We start from the raw sequence: 23,295 nt of genomic DNA, 5'->3' as shown, positions 1-23,295 counted from the left end.
TGCTCGCTGGCCTCCATGCCCAGCAAGCATCTTGAATCAGAAAATCACCCCAAAGGGAATCCCGCTTGAATCAGCCAAACGTCATCCCGCTCTAGCCACCGGCGGATCCACCAATCACCTGATCCACCTGCCTGCCATCGCGCGCTCGGCCGGCGTCATCATCGACTGGGAAGATTTTGACCGACTATCGCGTGTCATCCCGCTGATCGCGCGAGTCTATCCCAACGGTACAGCGGACGTGAACGGCTTCGAGGATGCAGGAGGGCCGACCTTCGTCATCCGCGAACTGCTCGATGGTGGCCTGATGCATGCGGATACGCTCACTGCCGGCGCGGCGAGCATGACCCATTATACACGTCAGCCGGAGATGGCCGGCAATGAGCTGGTCTGGCGCGAACATGATCAGCATTCGCGCGATCCATCGATTATCGCGTCGCGGGCTTCTCCCTTTTCGGCCGAAGGAGGCTTTCGCATCCTAAGCGGAAATCTGGGGCGTGCCTGCATCAAGGTCTCCGCCGTCGCCCGGGAGCACTGGACGATCGAGGCACCGTGCCGCGTGTTCAGCGATGCGGGCGCCGAATTTATCGTTTCGCCCGGGTTTGACCCAGGAGCTCGGCGAGGCAGTGATCGGCAGCGGCCTGCCTTTCCTTCCCGGCGTGGCTAATGCTGGCGACATCATGCGCGGCTACGATCTGGGTCTTCGCTACTTCAAATTCTTTCCGGCCGAGACTTCCGGCGGCATCAAGGCACTCAGGGCGCTGGCGGCTCCGTTTTATGAGGCCAGATTCTGTCCGACCGGTGGTGTTACGTTTTCTTCCGCGCCCAACTGGCTTGTCTTGGAGCCAGTGCTCTGTGTCGGCGGCAGCTGGCTGATCGGGACTTCCTTGGAGGAGACCGAGTTGTTGGCGCGGGAAGCCGTGTCCCTGAAAACTTGAACAGGCGATCTGGCATCACCGCCGGCCTTACCTGCTATAGGCTGGCGATGGGCGGTGTTAGCCATCTTCCCGTTCGGCCCATGTTGCCGTGAGGAGCCACCCGAAAAGAAAGGAGAGACCGAGCAACGCCCGGTCCCTCCCCAACATATCCAGCGTGCAGACTGGAACGTTTTGCGACCCGAAACCACTTGTGCGGCCATGCGGCTCTAACCGCATTGGCCGCTTGGCGGATATCAGAACCGGTAATTCAGCGTGAAACGTCCGGTGCGGCCGAACAGCGGTCGTGCCACACCCCGGTTACCAACGCCGTTTGGCGCCTTTAGGTCGAAGAACAGCGGATCGCCTTCGGTGAAAGAAAGCTGGTTCGTGAGGTTGGCGACATGGAACTGCACGGACAGCCGGTCGGTCACATCGACAAGGGCTCCCGCGTTGATGATGTAATAGGAGGGATAGAGCGTCACGTTCAGATCTTGCGAATTCGAGAAGCGAGCCGATCGATATTCATACTGACCATAGAGCTTTACCGGCAGATTGGTCAGTGGCTTTAGATCCCAACGAGGCTGGATGTTCAGCGTCCTCGTCGCCTGACGTCCCTCCCGTCGCCCGTCCTGACTGACCGTGCCATATTCATAACTGTTTCCGACCTGATTGACGATCGTGTAGGTGGACCCGTTCACCTTCGGGTTCTGCAGCACGATATTCGCCTTGATGTCGAAGCCAGGGATAAACGGCGGTCGGACCACCACCTCAAGTTCGGCGCCGTAGTTCGTGGTGCCATAGGAATAGGGCTGGTACACATTAGGGCACGATGTGATCGTCGCCGTGGTCGCGACCGTCCCGCCGGCGGTGCAAACGGGGGCGTTGATGTCCTGGTAGATATTGATCAGCGTCCGCGGAGTGAATTTGTTGTAAAAGCCGGTGGCCGAGAAATCGAAAATCCGGCTCTGGAAGCGCACGCCGCCCTCATACTGGTCGATATGCTCCACAGGATCGCCCAGCGGGGCCGATTGCGCGAATGCGACCCCGTCGTTGAAGCTGGGAAGCCGAAATGACTGGGAGGCCAACGCATAGACCGCCAGATTCCGCATGACGCTATAGTTAGCCCCGAGCGACCAGCCGTGACCGGAATAGCGTTCGTTGAGGTACTGCGGCGCACCGAGCGTCTGCACCTGTGTATACGCGCGATTTCCGGTTGTGGCGCCCCCCGGCAGGAAGCTCGTGCAGCATTCCCGGGTCTGGAAACGGACATTGAGCTTTTCGGTTTCCCAGCGGAAGCCGGCGTCGATCCGGAGCCGCCCGCCCAGGGTTTCCCAATGGTCCTGAATGAACAGAGCCGCATTCTCCGCGTCACCGCTCGCGGCATTGCCGGCAAAGCCCGGCAGGTAGCTGCCGTTAAGCGAAAGTGACGGTCCGACCTTGTTGCCGTTGGCGTCGATTATAAAGAGGTCGACGAGTTCGCTGGGCGAAGCCAGCGTCGTGATGATCAGGCTTTGCTGGAAATCGTAAGTGTCGCTGTTCGTGCTGTGATATGCGCCGAATGTCAGATTGTGCCGACCCAGCAGACTGAATTCCTTCTGGATTTTCAGATTCTGTGTCGCACTCGACAGCTTGGAGCGGACGATCCAGGGGATTTGGAAGCTAAGATTGCTGCCCGATGGTATTGCCTGCCCGTTCCGCGTGTAAAACGCTCCGATATTTCCTCCCGGGCCTCCGATCGTCTGATTGGCGCCATATTGCGCGCGCAGCTGCTCGAAGTTGCTGAAGCCGGCATTGATCAGCGGCGTGCGATATTGTGCGTCGAAGTCGGCGGGACTGAGGGCATTGAAATAGGTCGCGAGGATATTGCGATTGTAGAAGGACGCATTGTTCGGGGTCCCTTCGGACGCCTGGAAGTTCGCATCGAATGCCGGTTGGAGCACGTCGCCAATCCACCGGTTGTTGAGAAACGATGCCGCTGTCGCTGCGTCATTGCCTGCGAAGAGCGCATTGAAGCCCGACGTGCCCGATGTGTAGTTGGCGTCGAAATCAAAACGCCAGCCCGAATCCAGTTGCTTTGAGAATTTGGCGGTGACGGTCGTGAATTTCGGATGGATGCCGTCGGCGAGATCCGCGGTCGTCACCCGGCCATTATTGTCGATCTGGGTAATGTAGCGATTGGAGGGCGAAAGCAGCGTGCCATCCTGAAAATTGATGCCGATCGGCTTCACTGACGATTGGTCGATGACGATGGGATTGTCCGCGGTGCCCGGCGAGCTGAACCCCGGCACCTCGATAGGCAGGTTGTTGTAGACCGCATTGCGATCGTTGAGATGCGAGGCATAGAGGCCGAAATTCGTCGTCTCGTCGTCGCTCTTGTAGGTGATATTACCGCGGATCTGACCGCCCTTGTCGGCGGTATAGCCCGTATCGCGAAGCCCTCCGGAGGTTCGAAAGAAGCCGCCAACGGCGAAATGCAGATTCTTGTTGATGGGACCGGCGACATAGAGATCGTTGCGAATGAAATCGTAGGTGGCAAGTTCGAGCTTGTAGCCCCCTTCGAACTCGTCACCACCGGTCTTGGTCACGTAATTGACGATCGCACCGAGACCATTGGAGTAAAGTATGCCGCCGGGGCCTCCCTTCACGACTTCGACGCGATCGGTCATCAGGTCATTCGAGAAGAAGACGTCGTTGTTGGCGAACGGCACGTCGGAGTCCTGGTAGACTGGCAGACCGTCAATGAGCTGCGGCGCATAACGGTAGCCGCTGCTGGGCAGACCGCGAACGGTCACGTTGTTGCTGCGCTCGCCGGCCGTGCTGCCTTCGGCGAAGAAGCCGGGAATGTTATTCAACAGGTCGGCGGTGCTGATAGGGGCAAGCCGCTTGATGTCGTCCCGGGTCAACGTGTCGATCGTGAAGGTCGTATCGAGCTTGCGGGTTTTCTGCACGACTCCCGTGACGACAATGTCGTCGGTGCTGGCAATCTCGGCTGGTTTCCTGTCCTTGCTTTGCTCGGGTGCCGTCTGCGCCGGCACGGCCTGGGCCTGCGCCAACGACGGCAGGCATAGGGCCATGACCGACGCGGTTGCCGCGAGTGTGCAAAGATACTGGCTGGAACGATTGGTCATCTACTTTCCTCCCCCACAACGTGACCATTTTTTTTGATCCGAATCGAGTGGTGGAGCGGATAGAGCATCAAATTGTCGACGTCGTCAATTCAAAAATGTCGACGTCGACAATATGGTGCCTGACAAGAGAATTGGCGCTACAGTGTCTGTCGTTGAAGAGGTTCGGAGTAGCAGTTTGCAGACGATCAAAGACGTGGCCGCGCTTGCCGGGGTGTCAGACAGAACCGTATCACGGGTGGTGAACGGCGAGCCGAACATCAGCAGCAAAACCCGGGCCCGCGTTGAAGATGCCATCACCCGACTGAACTATATTCCCAATCTGGCCGCCCGGATGGTGCGAACCAACCGTTCGGGCGTCATCGGCCTTATCACGGACGTGGTGTCCACGACCCCCAACTCGGTCGAAATCATCCGCGGCGTGCAGGACAGGGTTTCCCAATCCAACCAGAGCCTTCTCATCGCCAATACGTCGGGCGCTTCTTATGAGGAAACACGGGTCTGGCGCACGTTTCAGGAGCATCGGATCGACGGGGTGCTGTTCGCGACGATGTACCATCACGAGATCGAATTCGATCCGACCGTACATAATATCCCCACGGTTCTGGTAAACTGCTTTGCTTCGTCAGCCGATGTGCCTGCCGTTGTCCCCGATGACATGAATGGAGGCTATGCGGCTGCACGCCATGCAATCGACAAGGGGCATGCAAGGATCGCCTTCATCACGCTCAATCCGCTCATCCTTGCCGCCCGATTGCGGCGCGAAGGTTTCGAGCGCGCGATGGCCGAAGCGGGCCTTGAGGTGAGGCATGAATGGATGCTGCCGGGGATCGAGGGCGCCATCGGCGCAGAAAGGATGCGCGCGTTCGAGGTTGCCAAGGAATTGCTTTCTACAGGCCCCGGCGAACGGCCTACGATCATCCTGACGGGCAATGATGAAATTGCGATGCAGTGCATGTTCGCAGCCGCAAGCCTCAATCTGCGCGTTCCCGAAGACATAGCCATCGTCGGGTATGATGATTTCCGAATGATTTCCGAGCGGGTGGTGCCGCCGCTCACCACCGTTGCTCTTCCCTATTACGAGATCGGATCTCGTGCGGCAGATCGTCTGTTCGAACTTCTGGCGGGCGCAGATAACCAGCCGTTCATTGAGCGGCTGCCCTGCCCCCTTGTTCAACGCGGCTCCGCCTGATCCAGTGTCACTGGGGCAGCGTTGAGCCGCCATGCCTGGACTTGCGCTTCGGTGTGTGACGTCGACAGAATACCAAAGCCGGTGCTATTCACCCCGGCCGGATAGATGCGGAAAGAGAAGGCCGCGGCGTCGTTGATGAAGACATCCACGACGGAATGGTCGACATAGACATGGAAGTCGCGCGGTTTTCCAAATGCCGCCTCGTCATAGGCTCCGCGCAGGATATGCGGTCCCTCGTCGTCGGTGCCGGCTGTAGAATGCGTTTTATCGAGAACGAATTCCCGCCGTTCGACGTCATAATATAGCCGGGTCGCTTCGCGACCGTCGGGAGATACCGCCAAGGTCACTCCATAGGTTCCTTGGGTTGGGAGGCTCGAGAAGAGCGCCTTGATCTCCGTCATTCGGCCAAGATCGCCGGCCTGGCGCTCACCCGACCCGGCAAGGGTGATGTCAAGTGGGCTTCCGTTCCGCAACTGCTCGAGAGACCGTAGTGGCGACTGCCCCAACGTCTTTCCATCTGGCAACAAACGCCACACGCGAGGAAGGCTGAAGCTATGCGCCCAACCGGCGCGAAGCTGCGCGGTAGCTGTCCTGCGTTCGTCGACAATGCCGATACCGACAAGTTCGCCGCCTGCATCACGCGCAACCGTGGGACTGAGATGCCCTGGAAGCACATCCAGCATCTTTGGCTCGAGGCTGTCGGGCTTGAACGTCGCGCCATCCCAGTCACCGATCCAGTAGACACCGCGGGTGGTCGGCTCGCCATATTTGCTGACCTTGCCGCCGATCGGGTTCGCTACGAGGACATATTTCCCGTCAGCGATCTTTTCGAATACCGGCATTTCCCAGATTTCCGAACCGACGTCCATTTCATTGAACGGCGCCATCGGGGGCTGCCTCTTCCAGCAACTGCGGCTGGCAAGATTGGCGCAGCGATAATAGGCGAGGCCGCCTGACGACCCGAGCGCAGCGCCAACGATCATATGCGCCTCGCCGCCCTCAAACCAGACGTAGGGATCGCGAAAATCCCGCACACCGGTTCGATCGATCAGCGGCCCCGCCTTTTTCCAGTTAATCAGATCGGGATCATCACTGATCGCCATGGAAATGCCCGGATTGTAAAAGGTCGCGCTGTGGTTGACGCTGGTATAGAAGGCGAAGGCAAAGCCGCCCGGCCCTGTCACGACATCGCCAGACCAGATACCCTTCATGTCGAAGCCGAAATCGTCTGTCTGTAACTCAGGGCGAAGCGCAATGGGAAGATCAGTCCAGTGGACGAGATCCTCGCTCTTCATATGGCCCCAGGTCATGAGCGTCTTGTACGGTCCGTTGGGCGTGCGCTGGTAAAACATGTGCCACGTTGCGCCCCGCCGGATCAGCCCATGGGGTTCGTTTGTCCAATTGGCCGGAGGAAGCGCGTGGTAGCGCGGGCGTTGAAGGTCTTGCGCGAAGCGTGTCTCGGGAACGACGAGCGATCGTGCGGCCGGCGGCGGTGTGTTCGAATTGGCGTTCGCAGCGATCGTCTCGGGAGACAGGACACCGCCCATCACCTTCACATTGTCATAGGCGGCATTAAGCCCGTTGATATTGAAAGCGCCGAGGGGCGCACGTTGCCAGCTATTGGCAATTTCGAGCGCACTCATGGCTGGTCGGAACATTGCCGGTCTCGTCTTTTTGGCGGCCAGCAGCTGGCCATTCAGATAGAGCCGGGCTTCACCTGAATAGGGATCATAGGTTGCCGCCACATGCACCCACTTGTTGAGCGGGAAAGGCTCTTTCGCTTGCACGCGGATCGCACCGCCGCTTGTCGAGACCCGAAATCCCCAGCGACCGAATGCGTCGATGAATATGTCGAACCCTGCATCCCGGGTCGCCTGCTGGAGGATCGAAGCAGGAATGAGTCTGTCCGCAGGAGCCTCATATCCGGAAGGATAGCTTTCCAGCGCTAACCAGACTTCAACGCTGAAGCCGCGGTTTGCATCAAGCGACAGAGGTGCCGAAACCCAGCTTGAAAAGCCATCACTGCGCCACGCGCGCCCCGAAACACCAGGCACAAAGTCAGGCTGCGCAAATTGGGTGTGGAACTGTGGACGCTCTTTGTCCGCGCCTTCGAACCGCCAGTCGATCGCCGCTTGGGTGTTCACGCTGGTCTGAGCAAAGGCGCTGCCATTCGTCGCGCACGACAGGGCGATGGCCACGATTCGGGTCAGTCTTTGCGCTTCGGTGGTATGGCGCATGGTCTCTCCGTTATTCCAAACCTATTCTGCTGGAGACCTGATTGACGCGCGCCGCGCCGTCAATAAAAAAATGTCGACGTCGACATTGCCTATTAACGCCTCCTCGCCGCCTCTAAGAGACCGTTTGAAAAATGCGCGAAAGAGCGCATTTTTGTAGCCGCACCAAAGGCGCATTTCCAAACAGACTCTAAGGGGCCGACATATGACACACTGCCGTTCTTTATGACGGTACGATAAAGCGAGTCGCCACTATATCGTGCATGCGTTAGTGACTTGAGGTGGACGCCGTCGCTTGGTCGAAATCATGAATTTTGCTATTTACCTAGGTTGCGTGCATCATTTAATGACCGGCGCTTGCGCAACTTGACTTTCCATTTGACGCTGCGTATCCCAGCCACCGCGCAATGCGCGAAATTATGCAATCGCGCCTCTGGCTGCCGCAGCCTGCCCTTGGATTGCACCATCGAAGGTTTCGAGAAGGCGCCGATCGGCATCAGCCTGCGGACGCGGGTTGGAGTGTTCGTAATGCTTGTTCTCCGTTATGGTGGACAAGTAGCGAGATCGTGCTCGGCGAAGATGGAAACTGCAATGCGGTCGATGAACGGTATTTCCCGGGCTGACGCCTTGGTTCATAGCGCCTACTCCTTGGCATAATTGGCTCGCGGACGATGTCGAGTGTCTCCGATAGACGATTTGCCGAAAGAAGCTTGAATTCTCAAATACAATCAAGAGCTTAGATTTTTGACGGCCCGGCTGGCGGCATGCAATCACGACAAAATTTTTTGCGCGTTAAATCAGTTAGTTACCGATAGATGAACAATCGAGTGGGGATTGTTCGAAGCCAAGGGCGCTCTGGAAATACGGCTGCGCGCAAGCGGCGTTGATGGTGTCGGCACGATCCAGTCGAAGCAACTCGAAGCTTCCAATGTCGATCTCTCAGCCGAATTTGGCGAGCTTATCCTGATCCAACGCGGCCATCAGGCATCAAGCCAGATTGTGAGCGTTTCGAGCGACATGATCCAGCAACTCTTCGGAATCCGAGGTCAGGGATGACGGCCACTGTACAGGATTGACTGCCGGATGGGGTTGTGTCGCCCGCGCGGATCGCAGCCGCTTTGGCTGCGCCGTTCGAACGGCGGTGACTGCGGTAAGAAAGCTAATAGGCGACTATATGGAAGCCGTAGAGGAAGCGCTCGCACTGTTCAACAATAGGTTCGGTAGAAGAGACATAATCAAATCTTGGAGAGAAGGTGTTATCCCTGAATCGGGCCAAATTCGGCAGGGAGTAGCATATCAGATGCACGGCATTGGATGCTGGGTCGATATTTCCGGGGAAGAGATGGACTTTGACTTTGCTTATAGCAATGATATCGGCTTTGATGCTTGGCGACTATGGTCATATGCCAAGCAGTTCCCGGAACGTTATCCTGACAATGATAAAGCAGCAGTCGAGCATGAACTGGAGGAAGCGGTTGGCGCTGGTCTAGTTGAGCCGTGCGGCGGGCACTCCAACTTGCTGCGTATTGATATTGCGCAGGAGCAGCAAAAGCATCTGAGGCCACTGCCTCATACGGCGCTGCTTGCGTGAGAATGGGCCGGGAGCGCGCAGGCTGTGTCGCAAGGAGGCGTGCGGAGGCAATGAGGCGGAGTATCGCCGCCTCCAGGCTTCCGTGAGAAAAGATCAATAATATCAATACTATGTGCCGATCATGCTGGACCGCACCTGGCACCCGGCTAAGCTCGATCTATCAGATTGAGAGGTGCGGATATGTTGATCGGCTATGCGCGGACGTCGACGGTGGAACAGGTTGCGGGGCTGGAGGCGCAGCAGGTGGCGCTCGCTGCAACGGGGTGCGACAAGCTGTTCAGCGAACAGGCGTCGTCGGTCGCGCAGCGCGACCAGCTCGCCGCCGCGCTGGACCCTTCGACAAGCTCAGGAGAGCCTTTGTGCGCGAGGGCGACACGCTGGTCGTGACCCGGCTCGACCGCCTTGCCCGGTCCACCGCCGACCTGCTGGGCATCGTAGCGGCGCTGGAGGCCAAGAAGGTGGCGCTGCGCATCATGGACTTCGGCGGGACGGAGGTAGACACGCGCTCGCCCACGGGGCGGATGCTGCTGACCATGTTCGCGGCCGTCGCCGAGTTCGAGCGGGCGATCATGCTGGAGCGCCAGCGCGTGGGCGTGGCGCGGGCGCGAGCCGAGGGCGCGGAGGAAGAAGCGGCTTACGGATACCCCGCCCTCCATATCCTACACGCCCCACCGTCTGCTACGCTGCACCCCGCTCTTTCTCTTCCCTTGGCTCCTTCATCCACCACAGACCGCGACATAATATTTCCAACATCAGTATGATAATGACAAGATTCACGGGAAATATGCGAAGTTAAGCGCGGACGGCAGCGCGTCCACCGCGACCTCGGTCTATCGCTATGGCGCGGTGAAGACCTATGCCGGGTCGGGCGAGTGGCAGGGCGTGGTGTCGGGCGGCGCCTATATGGGCGGCGCGGTCACCTATAGCTCCACCACCTTCACCGACAGTCCCACCACCAACCGCACCACCACCAGCTTCTATCGGTGTCCGGCGAAAAAATCGTCCTTGCCGGGCGATGCACCGCAACTTTCTCCTGGCTGCTGGCGAACATGGATCGAAGGGAAGCGGATTTGCCCGCTCCCAAGGCATCCAAGGTCTGGAGTAGAGCATGACGATATTGAACCGGAAGCTTGTCGCGATCCTCGCAACGGGAATGATGGCTGCCACATGGAACGCGCCCTCGTCCGCGGCGCTGTCGCAAGGTACGAAGGCACCGGCCGTCCAGTTGAATGCGGCGCTGGCCGGCAAGCCTTTCAGCTTCTCGCTCGCCAGGACACTGAAGCAGGGGCCGGTCGTCCTCTATTTCTTCCCGGCGGCCTTCACGTCGGGCTGCACGCTCGAAGCGCATATGTTTGCCGAGGCGACGGATGATTTCCGCAAGCTGGGCGCCACCGTGGTGGGCGTGACGGCGGGCAATGTCGACCGGGTTGCCGCATTTTCCAAGTCCGAATGCCGCGACAAGTTCGCCGTGGCTGCCGATCCCGGAGCGAAGGTCGCCGCCGCCTATGACACGGTGATGAAGGGAGCGCCACAGGCGATGTCCGAGCGAACCTCCTTCGTGATCGCGCCTGACGGAACCATCCTGCTGAGCTACACCGATCACAATCCGCAGGCGCATATCGAAAAGACGATGGCCGCCGTGCGCGCGTGGAAGGCGCATCACGCCTGACGCCCGACCGAACGGCCGCCCTTCATCTGCCCATTGCGAGGTTACCATGCTTTTCGCCATCGTCACCGCCTTCCTGGGCGGGGTGATCCTCAACCTCATGCCGTGCGTGTTCCCAATCATTTCATTGAAGGCCTTCGGGCTCGTCCGGCAGGGTGGCGATCCGCAGCGCCTGCGGCAGGAGGGCGTGGCATTCCTGGCGGGCACGATGCTGGCAATGCTGGTCCTGGCCGGCATCCTGATCGCGCTGCGCGCTGGCGGCGCGGCGGTCGGTTGGGGATTTCAACTGCAATCGCCGGTCGTGGTCGCATTGCTGATCCTGATCATGACCGGCGCCGGCCTCAACCTCAGCGGCTTGTTTGAATTCGGGCTGGGCCTGCAAAGGATCGGCCAGCAGTTCGATGGCCGCGACGGCAGGCTCGGGGCGGCGCTGACCGGCGCGCTGGCGGTGGTGGTCGCCACACCATGCGCGGGGCCGCTGATGGCCGGCGCGATCGGCTATGCGCTGGTGCAACCGCCGCTTGTCGGGCTGGCGATATTCGCGGCCCTGGGCGCCGGGGTTGCCGCGCCCTTCACCCTGCTGTCGTTCAGCCCTTCGCTGGCCAGACATTTACCCAGGCCCGGTCCGTGGATGGGCACGCTCAAGCAATTGCTGGCCTTCCCGATGTTCGGCACCGCGGCGTGGCTGGCATGGGTGCTTGCGCAGCAGGTCGGTCCGTCCGGGCTGGCGCTGATCCTCGGCTGCATTGTTTTTCTCGGCTTCCTTTGCTGGCTGTACGGGTTGGCGCAGCAGCGGGCGATCATGGGCCGACCGGCGCGGGCGCTTCATCTGGCCGTGATGGCCGGCGTCATCGCGATCGGTACGGCAATTGCCGTGCCGGGCGGCGCGCTCGGTGATCCTGCGGATACCGGCCCGCAGATCGATATGGCCAAAGCGGAAGCCTATGTGCGCCCGATCCCCTGGTCGCCTGCGAAGGTCGCACAAGCCCAGGCGGCAGGGCAGGCTGTCTTCGTCGACTTCTCCGCATCCTGGTGCCTGACATGCCAGGTGAACGAGAAGGCCGTCCTGTCCAGGCAACCGTTCAGGCAGGCGGTCGCACGCACGAACACGGCCTATATGGTGGCGGACTCCACCAATTATGATCCGGCGATCGAGAAGGCGATGGCGGATCTGGGACGCAGCGGCCTGCCGCTCTATCTGGTCTATCCGGCCAATGGCGGCGCGCCGACCGTGTTGCCTCAGTTGCTCAGTTCCGACATGATCGTCGCCGCGCTCGATACGGCGGCAGGGAGGAAGGGCTGATGATGGCGCTGGCTGGCTGATGATGCATGGCGTTCCGGCTGTTTCGCAATGGCCCGCTCTCATGCGCAAGGCCCAGGATGGCGATCAGGCGGCGTATCGCGATGTGCTGCGCGCCATGACGCCTGTCATCCGGCTGTTGGCGAAACGACAGGTCGTCGACGAAAGTCTGGCGGACGATGTGGTGCAGGACGTGCTGCTGACCATTCACCGCCTGCGCCATACTTATGATCCGGATCGGCCCCTGCTCCCCTGGATGGCAGCGATCACCAGGGCGCGCGCGATCGATGCATTGCGGCGTTCGGGTCGCTTCCGCCATCGGGAGGTTGCGGACGATGCCCGACTTGCGGAGGCGGTCGACCCTGCGTCGCCGGGCTTCCTGTCGGCGCTGGATGCGGAACATGCACTGGCGCGGATGCTGGACGCGTTGCCGCAACGGCAGCGGGCGATCGTGGAGATGGTCAAGCTGCGGGAAATGTCGCTCGACGATGCGGCAGCCGAAAGCCGGATGTCCGTGTCGGCGGTGAAATCGGTGTTGCATCGCGCCTTCGCCCGCCTGCGCCAATATGGGAATGAATGGCATGTATGACCCTGACCGCTTGATTGACGAACTGGCCCGAACGGCAGGACCGGTCAGCCGCGTCCCGGCCACATGGGTTCGGGCGGCCTGGCTCATTCCCTTAGCCCTTCTCCTGGGCGCGCTTTCCTCTTCGCTTCTCCATCGCGAGGCGACCGACTGGGCGGCCGCGAATGCGCGCGTCGCGATCGCCGGCGCGCTGCTTTCCTTGGCGATCGGGACATTCTGCCTGATGTCGGCGCTGTCCGTCAGCGTCGCGGGGCGAGTGGTCCGAGGGAAATATTGGGCCGTCGCCCTGCTGTTGCTCTGGATAGCGCTTGCCATTGCCAGCATCGGATCGCCGGCCGCCTCCGCAGCGGCGGTTGTACAAGGGCATCATGGCACGCCCTGTTTTGTCTTCGTGACCCTGGCCGGCCTGCCGATGATCCTGCTGGCCCTGCTCGCGCTGCGACAAACCCGGTCGCTAACCCCGGTGCGGTCTCTGGCGCTGACCGGCTGCGGCGCGGCATTTCTGGCCTTTGCACTTCTGGCGCTATGCCATCCGACAGAGTTATCCCTGATCGACCTCGTCATGCATGTCGCCGCTGCGCTCGTGCTGGGGGGAAGCGCGATCCTGCTGGGCAGGAGGATCATTGCATGCTGATGACTCTGGGTCCGATGTGACGGGATGTGAGACTTCTGTTGGCGGGGATGGCGACGGCTTCTGCTCATGTCGCACGCGCACCGCTGGCACGATCTCGAACACCGCACCCTCCCGGCTCGCGCGCTGCTCGGCAAGGCGCCACGGCTTGCCGTACGGGCCGTCGATCGAGGATTGCTCGAGATCGACCCGCGCCTCCTCGCCATATTTGACGATGGAATGACCCGGATCGATCGCCACCGGCAAGCCCTCCAGGCTCAGTTGGCAGAGCAACGGACGCCCCTGCCCTCATCGGCCATTGCGCGCAGTTGCCAGAAGAAATCGGACCTTTGCGAACGGTCGCCCCTTAGATCCGGCTATGCTCCTTTATCTGGCGCATCAGGAAGTCATCCGTGCGGTCCGCCAACGCCAGCGCCTGCTGGGCAAGGTCGCGACGATCACCGCCTCGAATATGCCAAGGCCGCCGGGCAAATGACTGATGAGTGCAAAGATGATCGCCAGCCCATAGTCGACGAAGAAGGCTGGATAGAGGCTGGCATCCACGCCTGGCACCAGCACGTAAAGCGCCGCGCTGGAGCCTGATCCGATTCACTATGAACGGGTCAGGCTCCAGAACTTGGCCACATCCGATGCCTGACGCATGCCGTCGAAATTCTTGCAAGCTGCTTACGACCCAGAACGGCCTTACATCACAGGATAGGTTCATCCCGAGAGCAGATCGACCGCTTTTAGAGTCTGTTTGGGAATGCGCCTTTGGCGCATCCGCACCGGCCTTCACCCCCACCCGACCGCCCAACAGGGTACCATATGTGGGCGGTCGGGTTGGGGGTGAAGGCCGGTGCGGCTACAAAAATGCGCTCTTTCGCGCATTTTTCAAACGGTCTCTAAGTTCTCGCTGCGACGCCTGTGGACCGCGACGGGACGTCGTGGACGAACGCATGATGCGGATGGCAATATGCGCCCGGCGCATCTATGGATGCCCCCACCTCTCCCTATGGTCAGTTTCCACTTCCCATGAGCCTGCACATCCTTCTGGTCGAGGACGACAAGCCGCTGCAACGGCAATTGGTCGAACAACTTTCCCAGTACGGGCATGAAGTCGCGACAGCGGACGACGGACCAGGCGCCCTGGCGATCGTCGGCCTGCATGCCTTCGACATCATCATCCTTGACTGGATGATCCCCTCGATCGACGGCATCACTGTGTTACGACAATTGCGCGAAGGCGGCATGCATGTCCCCGTGCTGATGCTGACGGCGCTGGGGCAGGTCTATGACAAGGTCGAAGGGTTCAATGCGGGGGCCGACGACTATGTCGTCAAGCCCGTCGACCCGATGGAACTGAACGCCCGTTTGCATGCCTTGCTTCGCGCCCGGCGGATCAACGAACAGCCCTCTGACACGATCAGCGCGGGCGACATCGTCATCAGCCCATCGCGCCTGCGTGCCTGGCGCTCGGGCCGGCCGCTCATCCTGTCACAAACCGAGTTCAAACTGCTGCTCGAACTGAGCCGCAACGCAGGCTCGGTCGTTACGCGGCCAATGCTGATCGAACGGATCTGGGGGCATGACTTCATGCCCACGACGAATATCGTCGACGCGCATATCCGGCATCTGCGGGTTAAGCTGCTCGAACATGGCGACGACCCCATCAGTACGCAGCGCGGCATGGGCTATCTGCTGCGCGCATGATGGGACGGCCGGTTTCGCTACGGGGGCTGACGATCGTCTTTCTTGGCCTGTTCCTGACTGTCACCTTGCTGGCTGGCTTCGGTACCTTCTTCGCGACGCTGTCAATGGTCGACGATCTGGTCGACCACCGGATCGAGTCGGAAAGCCTGGCGATTGCTCCAGCCGGTTTGCGGGTGAACCGAGCGCAGCTTGCACACCGCATTCTTGAACTCACCAGCCAGCGCGACACGGGCGACCTGGGCATGCTGCTGATCGATGTGCAGGGACGCCGGATAGCAGGCAACGCGACCTTCACCCGCGCGCTGCCGCTCGGCTTTTCCGCGCTGACACGACAGGATCGCATCGAGGGACTGACGGCAGGCCGGGTGCTGGTGCGGGAGATCGGCGGCGGCATGCGGTTGGCCGTGTTTGCGGAAACCGAGCCGATCGACAATTATGTCTCCGGACGCCGCCGCATCTATATCGCCGGTTTCGGTGCGATCATCATCGTTGTCCTGACGGGCCTGCTGCTGTTCCGCCGGCTCGTCGGCCATCGGATCGAGCAGATGCGTCTGACGGCAGAATCGATCATCGACGGAGACTTGTCACGCAGGGTTCCGATCGCAGGCGACGGCGGAGAGTTCGACCGACAGGCGGCAGCGTTCAACCATATGCTGGACCGCATGAACATGCTGATGACCGAGGTCCGCAACGTCTCCAACGATATTTCGCACGAGTTGCGCACGCCGCTGGCCCGGCTTCGCAATGAACTCGCCCTGCTGGAGCAGAGGGAAGAGGCCGAACCCGTAAGAGCGCGACTGCAACTTGCGACCGCGCAAGCCGACGAACTATTGGGCATGTTCGGCGCGATGCTGCGGATCGCGGAGATCGAAAGCGGATCGCGCCGGACCGCCTTTGCCCCGATTGATCTGCCTGCGCTGATCCAGGACATGGTGGAGATGGTGCAGCCGCTCATCGACGACCGCCGACAGCATCTCATCGTCACACGATCTAGCGCGATGCCATTGGCCGGGGATCGTCAACTCCTGTCGCAACTGCTGCTCAACCTGCTGGACAATGCAGCCCGGCATACGCCGGAGGGGAGCGAGATCCGGATAACGGCAGAACGGCAGGGGAATAGCGGCTGCATCATCGTGACAGATAACGGCCCCGGCGTTCCGGCGGAACAGCTTGCGCTCGCCATGCGCCGGTTCGGCCGTCTGGACCGTAGCCGCAGCGCCAGCGGGCATGGGCTCGGCCTGCCGCTTGCCGATGCAATCGCCCGACTGCACGGCGGCACGCTGGAACTTGCGGATGCTGGCCCCGGTTTGCAGGTGACGGTGTCCATTCCACTGTAAAACGAAAAGGATCGACGCGACGGTGAACCGCCGCGCCGATCAACAGGACCAGGTCAGAAGCGCAGGCTGGCTTCCAGCCCGTATGTTCGGGGCATGTTGAAATTGCCATAGTCGCCCAACACATTGCTGACGCTGCCGATGGTGCCGCTGGTCGCGGTCGGCGCGGCAGGCAGCGCCTGGGTCGGATCGCGGCGATAGACATATTGCTTGTTGAACAGATTGCGGCCCCACAGGCCGATCGTCAGCTTCTGGTCGCCGCTGCCCATGTCGATATTGGCCAGCGAGATACGCCCGTTGAAGATCAGCGAGGAGTCGTTCTTCAGGGCATAGGCGTCGAACGTCTGCGTGGCCTGCGCATAATTGCCGTCGAAGTGGAACTTCAGCACGGTATCGCCACCGCCGAGCGGCAGAGCATAGTCGATAGCACCGCTGGCCGCGTTGCGCGGCGTGAACACGATGTAGAATTGCTGCTGGACGCCGGCCTGGTTGGTGATGAGAGGCAAGCGGGTATAGGTGTAGGCGTAGCTTGCATTCAGCGTCAGTCCCTCGACGGGCTGGACCGTGAGTTCGGCCTCGATACCGCGTATCTTCGCGGTGCCGGGGAGGTTGATGGTCTCAAGATTATTGTAGGTGTTGGTCCCGCTGTAGATGAAGCTGTTGATGTCCACCTGGCTGTCCTTGCGGTCCATGATGTAGCCGGTCAGGTTGAAGCGCGCGCGCCGATTCCAGAAGTCCGCCTTGATGCCGGCCTCGTAGGATTTGACCGATTCAGGGTCGAACGGCGCATAGTTGATCGTGCGCGAGCTTGCGCCGCCCGCGCGGTAGCCGGTCGCATATTTGGTATAGACATGGACGTCGTTGCTCACATCATAGGCCAGCGTGACCATGGGATCGAAACGGCTCCACCTGCGATCCAGCGGGTTATAGCCGCGCAGGGCGGCGGCAGCCGGATTGGCGTCATAGTTGACGCCGCCTGCCACGCGCAGCACGCCTTCCTTCCTGTCATGCGTGTAGCGGCCGCCGGCGGTCAGGTGCAGCGCGTCGGTGGCGTGCCAGGTGACCTGTCCATAGGCGGCATAGCTTTTCGACCAGACTTCCGATGCCCGGTCGATCGTGGCGAAGGGATTGGAGAAGACCGCCGGATTGACCACATAGGCGCCAGTGGGCGTACCCGTGACCGGATCTACCACCCAGAAGTTGGAGCTGGGCGTGGCCGCGTCGTCGCTGACATGTTCGTTGAAGTAGAACAGGCCCGCGACATAATCGATATTGGCGATCGAACCGACGGCCTGCAATTCCTGGCTGAACTGGCGCTGGCGCAGATTTGCGAGGCTGTAGCGACTGAACGGAATATTCTGATACAGGCCGGTCGTGCTGTTCAGCACGGGCGCCAGGACGGGTGGACGATGTGCACCGCCGGCATTGTCCCACTGGGCGACGTCGACGCCGCGCCATGCGGTGATCGACCGGATTTCCAGTTCCGGCGACACCTGCCATTTGAAATTATTGGTGAAACCATGCGTTTTGTCGACGCTGGGCTGTTGCGGCACACCGATGTCGGCCGTGCGCATCAGCGTGTCGCCGTTGATGACGACGCCCGGACCGACCGGACGGATGGCGCCCGTGACGCCGGTCGTGGCCGTGCCCGGCAAGTGACAGGTCGCCGGGGGCGTGGCCGGGCTGGCCGTGGTGCCGCCGCTGGGGCAGTTATAGGGGTTGTAGTTCAGCAACTGGCTGTAGAAGGGCGAATTCTTGTCCGTCGCCACGTCATAGGCAAAGTCGTTGGTGATCGTGCTGGTCGGCGTCCAGCGAACGGCGACGCGGCCACCGACCCGATCGAAATAGCCCCAGCCGGTTTGGCCGGACATCGGGTTCTTCGTCGTCGGTCCCTGATATTGTTTCACGGCATCGACCTTGACCGCGAAATTGTGAAATTCGGGCAAGTCGATATGGGCTGCGCCATTATAGGCGCCCAGATTGCCGACACCGGCCTCGACCCGGCCGCCGAATTCGCCGGTTGGCGCTCTGGTGACGATGGAGAGCGCGCCGCCTTCCGTATTGCGGCCGAAGAGCGTGCCCTGCGGCCCCTTGAGCACTTCGACCCGCTCGGTGTCGAACAGCGCGGCGTTGAGGCCATGCTGACGGCCGAGATAGACGCCGTCAATATAGACGCCGACGCCCTGCTCGCGGGCAGGTTGGTTCGCGTCGAGCGGCACGATGCCGCGAATGCCGATGGTGAGCGCCGACTGGCGCGCTTCGAAGGTCGTGACGCGCAGCGAAGGAACGCCGCCATCGGCCAGGTCGAACAGGCTCTGGACATGCCGGTCCTTGATCATCGCGGAATCGACCACGCTGATCGAGATCGGCGTCTTCTGGAGATTCGTCTCACGTTTGGTGGCGGTGACGACGATCTCTCCAAGACCGCCGTTGCCGACATCAGCGGCGTCGACGGGAACAGCGTCCTGCGCAAGGGCAAGCGGCGCGGCGAGGCAGGCGACGGCGGCTCCGGCGAGCAGCATCGCCCGAGAAAATCGGATCAACATGATGAAAACAAACCCCTTTTAACGATTCTTTGGTCGTTGCAAAGGCTGATATGGCGCCATCAAGACAGTGGGATTTAAGATTGAAGACAAGGCCGTCGAGAGGTCTTCATCTTCATCTCACAATCCTCATAAACTATTGATACATATAACTATTGTCAGATCATTGAGTAGCAGAAAAAATATCGCCCCTTGCAACGATGACTGCGCCACGCAGCGGGTGATGATCGTCCCAGTCTCTACTCCGGACTGTACAACCCCATAGGATCCTTCATTACGCGACCCGTTTTGCATTGCGACAGAAGCGACATCCCAATGTCATGGATCCGACGCCGATCGTCCAAAAAAGCGTAACCCGCCCCGACTAACCGCATGCTGCATATGCGAAATCGCACCATGTTGTGGGGACATTGGAACATGAAGAATCTGCTCTCGCTTTCGCGGGCCGGTCTGCTCGCCGGCGCCGGTCTGCTCTCGCTTGCAACCGCACCGGCCTGGGCGCAATCGCAGGCCCCGGCCGAAGAACAGGCTGCCGACGCTGACGGTGAGGCAGGCTCCATCGTCGTGACCGGCGTGAAGGCCACCCGCTCGGCTACGGCGATCACCACAACGGAAATCCAGAAGATACTACCCGGCGTCGCGCCCTTCAAGGCGATCCAGACCCTGCCCGGCGTCATGTATGTGACCGCCGACCCGTGGGGCAATAACGAACAGAACGCCTCGCTCTTCATCCATGGCTTCAGTGGCCAGCAACTGGGCCACACCCTGGACGGCGTGCCGCTGGGCGACCAGAGCTACGGCAATTTCAACGGCCTGTCGCCGCAGCGCGCGATTATCTCCGAAAATATGGGCAGCGTGGTCGTGGCCACCGGCGCCGCCGAACTCGGTATTGCATCGACCAGCAACCTGGGCGGCGCGATCGAGAATTTCTCCAGTGATCCGCGCCAGCAGATGGGCGCGCAGCTCAACCACACGTTCGGCAGCTACGGCACCGCGCGCACCTTTGTCCGGCTGGACAGCGGCGAGTTTGGCAACGGCAACAGCGGCTATGTCTCCGTGCTGCGCCATCGTGCGCGCGCCTGGGACTTCAACGGCAAGCAGAAGGGCTGGGCCGCCAACGCCAAGTTCGTCCATGACGACAGCAACGGCAAGTTCACCGCCTATTTCAGCTATTCGGACAAGCAGGAGCCGAACGAGGACGCGACGACCGTCTTCAAGACCCCGGCCAATGCCGCGCAGGCCTATCAGCCCTACACCCGTCCCTTCTTCTATCCCGACTTCGACGCGGCGGTCGCCTATCTTGACGCCAACGGCGCCGTGCCGGCAGCCGAAGCGCAGAACTACCGCAACTTCTACAGCGCCGCGATCCGCACCGACTATCTGGGCTATCTGAAATATCAGGCCCATCTGTCGGACAAGGTCGACTGGTCGAACCAAGTCTATTACCACAATAATGACGGCGCCGGCATCGTCGCCGGTCCGATCACCGTGGCGGGCCTGCCTACCTTGTTCTCGCTCTATTTCCCGGGTCAGAACCTGAAGGAGGCAACCGGCAATTCAGGCTATGCCATCCGCACCACCGAATATCGCATCGATCGCGGCGGCATCCTGTCGTCGATCGATGCGACGCTGGGCAACCATCAGGTTCAGCTCGGCGCCTGGTATGAATATAACAGCTCGGCCGCCTACCGGAACTGGTACGCGCTCGACGTCACCCGGCCTCAGGACTATAACCCCTATTCGCTGCCGCCGCACGATCCGATGTTCACCCAATATGCCAGCGAGATGCGTACCAATGTGCTGCAACTCCATGTGCAGGACAGCTGGCAGGTCACGCCCGGCCTGCTGATTCAGGGCGGCTTCAAATCCAGCCTTCAGTTCGCCAGCGGCACCTTCCCGGTCCAGCCGATCGTCGGATCGCTGCCCGGTTCCGCGAGCGCATTGCCCGAAGGCGAGATCAACACCAAGCGCTGGTTCCTGCCCGCGATCGGCGCCAAGTGGGACTTCACCGACAGCGAGCAGCTCTATGTCAACGTCCAGAAGAACCTGCGCCACTTCCAGCCCTATGGCGGCGGCGGCGTCACCCCGTGGAGCAGCGGCAGCCAGGCGGCGTTCAACAACCTGAAATTCAACGGCCGCCCGGAAACATCCTGGGTCTATGAAATCGGCCTGCGCAGCCGCCGCACCATCGACAGTTCGTTCCTGACGGCCATCGAGGCGCAGGTGAACTATTATCATGTCGACTTCAGCGACCGCCTGCTGGGCATCACGCCCCCCGGCGCGATCGGCGGCATCGGCGGCGGCGGCATCAGCGGTGGCACCCCCGCCGTGTTCAACGTGGGCGACGTGAAGACGGACGGCGTGGACGCGGCGCTCACCTTGCGCTTCGGGCAGGTCTTCTCGCTCTACAACGCCCTGTCCTACAACCGCTCCATCTACGACAGCGACTATAGCACGCTGACGGGCGCTGCGACCGGCACACGGATCGGCGGCACCGCCACGGTGGCCGGCGTCGTTCCGACCGGCGGCAAGCTGATCCCGGTCAGCCCCAAATGGATGAACAAGACGGTCGCGACGCTGACGCTGGGCAATTTCGATGCCCAGATCATCGGCGACTATGTCGGCCGCCGCTTCACCACCTTCACCAACGATGCGTCGGTCAAATCGGTGTTCCAGGCCAGCGGCCGGATCGCCTATCGCCTGCCCGCCAGCATGGTCGGCCTGCAAAAGGCAGAGGTCAGCCTGAACGTGACGAACCTGTTCGATAAGAAGGGGGCGTCGACGGTGCAAGCGAGCGCCAACACCAACAACTACAACGTCTACCCCATCCCGCCGCGCCAGTGGTTCGCCACCCTGTCGGTGAACTACTGATGCGGGACGATGCCCTGTCCCGCCGGTCCCTGCTTCAGGCGGGGGCCGGTTTGGGGGCCGGTCTGGCCGCCGCGACGATGGCGGCCGGTTCGGGGGCGATTGCCGCTGCTGCGCCCCGTTCTGGCAAGCCCTTGCTGATCGCCCATCGCGGCGCATCGGCGCTGCGGCCCGAACATACGCTGGCCGCCTATGCCAAGGCGATCGAAGACGGCGCCGACTATGTCGAGCCTGATCTGGTCGCGACCAAGGACGGCGTTCTGGTCGCGCGGCACGAAAATAGCATCGCGGACACGACCGACATCGCCGCACGGTCTGAATTTGCCAGTCGCAAGACTCGCAAGACGATCGACGGCGAAGCGCAGGAAGGCTGGTTTACGGAGGATTTCACCTTCGCCGAACTCAAGACCCTGCGCGCGAAGGAGCGGCTGGGCGCCATGCGTCCCGAAAGCCAGTCCTATGACGGCGCGTTCCAGATCGTGTCGATGGAAGAGATCGCCGATTTCGTGGCCGCCGAATCCGCCGCGCGCGGCCGGACCATCGGCTTGATCCCTGAGATCAAGCATTCGACCTATTTCGCCGGCATCGACCTGCCGCAGGAACAGCGGCTGATCGATATCATCAGCAAAAGCGCTTATCTTCGGCGCGCGCCCTTCGCCATCCAGTCGTTCGAGGTCGCCAACCTGAAAGCGCTGCGCGGCAAGATCGGCGCCTGGCCTAATATCCGACTGGTGCAGTTGATCGGCGATCCTACCCAGCCCCCGGCGGACATGCTGGCCGCGAGCCTCAAACAGACCTATGGCGATATGCTGACGCCTGCGGGGCTGGCGGGAATCGCCAACTATGCGGACTATCTGGCTCCCCATGTGCGGATGATCATTCCTGTCGACAAGGATCAGCGGCTGGTCAAGCCAACCAGGTTGGTGGAGGCCGCGCACAAGGCGGGGCTGCTCGTCAGCATCTGGACCTTCCGTCCTGAAAATCACTTCCTTGCCGCCGACTTCCGCAGCGATCAGGGTGATGCCGCGCGCAACGAAGCCGGTAGCATAGCCGAGATGCAACGCTATCTGGCGACAGGCGTCGATGCGATCTTCACCGACGACCCGGCTTTGGGGCGGCGCGCCATCTCCCAGGCTTAAAGGGCGTGGCGTCATTGTCGATGAACATCGGTCATTTCGCATCAGGCTTGGTTCTGGGAGCACTGTCACCGTCGTTCATGCGCTTGCAGACCAGTCACAGAATTAGCCTCGTCCAGAAACATATCGCAGGTGCGAAATCTCTTCCCGCGATGCCCGCAGTCCGTGCCTTTCAGGCATCCTCTCCTTAAACCTCACAGCCGGTTTAACGACCGGCTATTTTTTGCTCAGGCGTAATGATTCTGCGTAGCGAGGCCCGTCGCGCGCGCCCAAAATTCAGGCGCCACATGGCGGACGTTGAGCAAACGAACGGCTTTTGCCAAATGCCGAACCCGTTCAATCAGCGACCTGACCAACGTCATGGGTGATCCGGCTTGTTGAAGCATCGTCATGAGTGCCAGTGTGGCAGGCTTGAAGATGGACGAAATATTGTTCGCGAAAGCCAAATGGCCGGACATCATCCTGGATCATGGAGCATAGGCA

The 23,295-nt window shown here is 61.0% G+C and carries 20 protein-coding genes; 15 read left to right on the top strand and 5 right to left on the bottom strand.

The features are described from left to right. On the top strand, positions 1 to 664 hold a 664-nt coding region (locus tag BMX92_RS28200; protein WP_177185235.1), incomplete at its 5' end, for a dihydroxy-acid dehydratase domain-containing protein. Then, entirely contained in the window at positions 624 to 935 is a 312-nt protein-coding gene (locus BMX92_RS28195; RefSeq protein WP_177185234.1) for a hypothetical protein, read from the top strand. The genes BMX92_RS28200 and BMX92_RS28195, both read left to right, overlap by 41 nt. A 233-nt stretch (positions 936 to 1,168) precedes the next feature. Here BMX92_RS28195 and BMX92_RS24000 read toward each other — a convergent pair whose 3' ends face one another. Beyond that, the gene (locus tag BMX92_RS24000) at positions 1,169 to 4,042 is read right to left on the bottom strand and encodes a TonB-dependent receptor (RefSeq protein ID WP_093021353.1); all 2,874 of its coding nucleotides are present in this window, start codon (positions 4,040 to 4,042) and stop codon (positions 1,169 to 1,171) included. Between the two features lie 175 nt (positions 4,043 to 4,217). Here BMX92_RS24000 and BMX92_RS23995 point away from each other — a divergent pair, with 175 nt between their 5' ends. Then, positions 4,218 to 5,231: a LacI family DNA-binding transcriptional regulator gene (locus tag BMX92_RS23995; RefSeq protein WP_177185233.1), complete on the top strand. Its 1,014-nt coding sequence runs from the start codon at positions 4,218 to 4,220 to the stop codon at positions 5,229 to 5,231. Here BMX92_RS23995 and BMX92_RS23990 read toward each other — a convergent pair. Beyond that, positions 5,213 to 7,429 (bottom strand): LamG-like jellyroll fold domain-containing protein, encoded by a 2,217-nt coding sequence (locus BMX92_RS23990; RefSeq protein ID WP_177185232.1) that lies wholly within the window; start codon positions 7,427 to 7,429, stop codon positions 5,213 to 5,215. The two genes, BMX92_RS23995 and BMX92_RS23990, sit on opposite strands and share 19 nt — an antisense overlap. 870 nt (positions 7,430 to 8,299) lie before the next feature. Here BMX92_RS23990 and BMX92_RS23985 point away from each other — a divergent pair. The 8 genes from BMX92_RS23985 (at position 8,300) to BMX92_RS23955 (ending at position 13,242) form a co-directional block, all read left to right on the top strand. Beyond that, positions 8,300 to 8,521 carry a flagellar basal body rod C-terminal domain-containing protein gene (locus BMX92_RS23985; protein ID WP_218145837.1) on the top strand — a complete coding sequence of 74 codons (222 nt, stop codon included), beginning with the start codon at positions 8,300 to 8,302 and terminating at the stop codon, positions 8,519 to 8,521. Positions 8,522 to 8,606: 85 nt separating this feature from the next. Further along, positions 8,607 to 9,056: a DUF6896 domain-containing protein gene (locus BMX92_RS23980; RefSeq protein WP_093021341.1), complete on the top strand. Its 450-nt coding sequence runs from the start codon at positions 8,607 to 8,609 to the stop codon at positions 9,054 to 9,056. Between the two features lie 180 nt (positions 9,057 to 9,236). After that, positions 9,237 to 9,443 carry a recombinase family protein gene (locus BMX92_RS28190; protein ID WP_256213586.1) on the top strand — a complete coding sequence of 69 codons (207 nt, stop codon included), beginning with the start codon at positions 9,237 to 9,239 and terminating at the stop codon, positions 9,441 to 9,443. Then, positions 9,416 to 9,817 carry a recombinase family protein gene (locus BMX92_RS23975; protein ID WP_256213585.1) on the top strand — a complete coding sequence of 134 codons (402 nt, stop codon included), beginning with the start codon at positions 9,416 to 9,418 and terminating at the stop codon, positions 9,815 to 9,817. Before BMX92_RS28190 ends, BMX92_RS23975 begins: the two co-directional genes overlap by 28 nt. A gap of 347 nt (positions 9,818 to 10,164) precedes the next feature. Then, entirely contained in the window at positions 10,165 to 10,725 is a 561-nt protein-coding gene (locus BMX92_RS23970; protein WP_093021338.1) for a peroxiredoxin, read from the top strand. Between the two features lie 46 nt (positions 10,726 to 10,771). Next, complete coding sequence (locus BMX92_RS23965) at positions 10,772 to 12,025, top strand: protein-disulfide reductase DsbD family protein (protein WP_093021335.1); 1,254 nt, start codon at positions 10,772 to 10,774, stop codon at positions 12,023 to 12,025. 61 nt (positions 12,026 to 12,086) lie between these two features. Beyond that, on the top strand, positions 12,087 to 12,611 hold the full coding sequence (locus BMX92_RS23960; RefSeq protein ID WP_218145836.1) for a sigma-70 family RNA polymerase sigma factor: 525 nt from the start codon (positions 12,087 to 12,089) through the stop codon (positions 12,609 to 12,611). Beyond that, on the top strand, positions 12,604 to 13,242 hold the full coding sequence (locus tag BMX92_RS23955; protein ID WP_177185231.1) for an NrsF family protein: 639 nt from the start codon (positions 12,604 to 12,606) through the stop codon (positions 13,240 to 13,242). Before BMX92_RS23960 ends, BMX92_RS23955 begins: the two co-directional genes overlap by 8 nt. A gap of 375 nt (positions 13,243 to 13,617) precedes the next feature. Here the strand turns inward: BMX92_RS23955 and BMX92_RS23950 are convergent, their stop codons facing one another. Further along, a complete protein-coding gene (locus BMX92_RS23950; RefSeq protein WP_093021327.1) occupies positions 13,618 to 13,797 on the bottom strand; it encodes a hypothetical protein in 180 nt (59 codons plus the stop codon). A 456-nt stretch (positions 13,798 to 14,253) separates the two neighbouring features. On the opposite strand from BMX92_RS23950, the gene BMX92_RS23945 reads away from it, so the two are divergent. Beyond that, positions 14,254 to 14,931: a response regulator transcription factor gene (locus BMX92_RS23945; RefSeq protein ID WP_093021324.1), complete on the top strand. Its 678-nt coding sequence runs from the start codon at positions 14,254 to 14,256 to the stop codon at positions 14,929 to 14,931. Next, positions 14,928 to 16,268 (top strand): HAMP domain-containing sensor histidine kinase, encoded by a 1,341-nt coding sequence (locus tag BMX92_RS23940; RefSeq protein WP_093021321.1) that lies wholly within the window; start codon positions 14,928 to 14,930, stop codon positions 16,266 to 16,268. The genes BMX92_RS23945 and BMX92_RS23940 overlap by 4 nt, the downstream gene beginning before the upstream one ends. A gap of 53 nt (positions 16,269 to 16,321) precedes the next feature. On the opposite strand, the gene BMX92_RS23935 is transcribed toward BMX92_RS23940, so the two are convergent. Further along, the gene (locus BMX92_RS23935) at positions 16,322 to 18,811 is read right to left on the bottom strand and encodes a TonB-dependent receptor (RefSeq protein WP_093021318.1); all 2,490 of its coding nucleotides are present in this window, start codon (positions 18,809 to 18,811) and stop codon (positions 16,322 to 16,324) included. 414 nt (positions 18,812 to 19,225) lie between these two features. On the opposite strand from BMX92_RS23935, the gene BMX92_RS23930 reads away from it, so the two are divergent. Together BMX92_RS23930 and BMX92_RS23925 are read left to right on the top strand one after the other, a co-directional pair. Next, positions 19,226 to 21,679: a TonB-dependent receptor gene (locus BMX92_RS23930; RefSeq protein WP_093021370.1), complete on the top strand. Its 2,454-nt coding sequence runs from the start codon at positions 19,226 to 19,228 to the stop codon at positions 21,677 to 21,679. Next, positions 21,679 to 22,815, top strand: coding sequence for a glycerophosphodiester phosphodiesterase (locus BMX92_RS23925; protein ID WP_093021315.1), 1,137 nt, complete (start codon positions 21,679 to 21,681; stop codon positions 22,813 to 22,815). Before BMX92_RS23930 ends, BMX92_RS23925 begins: the two co-directional genes overlap by 1 nt. 224 nt (positions 22,816 to 23,039) lie before the next feature. Here BMX92_RS23925 and BMX92_RS23920 read toward each other — a convergent pair whose 3' ends face one another. After that, a complete protein-coding gene (locus BMX92_RS23920; RefSeq protein WP_093021312.1) occupies positions 23,040 to 23,273 on the bottom strand; it encodes a hypothetical protein in 234 nt (77 codons plus the stop codon). Positions 23,274 to 23,295 lie beyond the last annotated feature (22 nt).

The organism is Sphingobium sp. YR768 (assembly GCF_900111125.1).
In the GTDB taxonomy this organism is placed as follows: Bacteria; Pseudomonadota; Alphaproteobacteria; order Sphingomonadales; family Sphingomonadaceae; genus Sphingobium.
The sequence above is the reverse complement of the archived record's forward strand: the minus strand, read 5'-3'. Positions and strand labels throughout refer to the sequence as shown.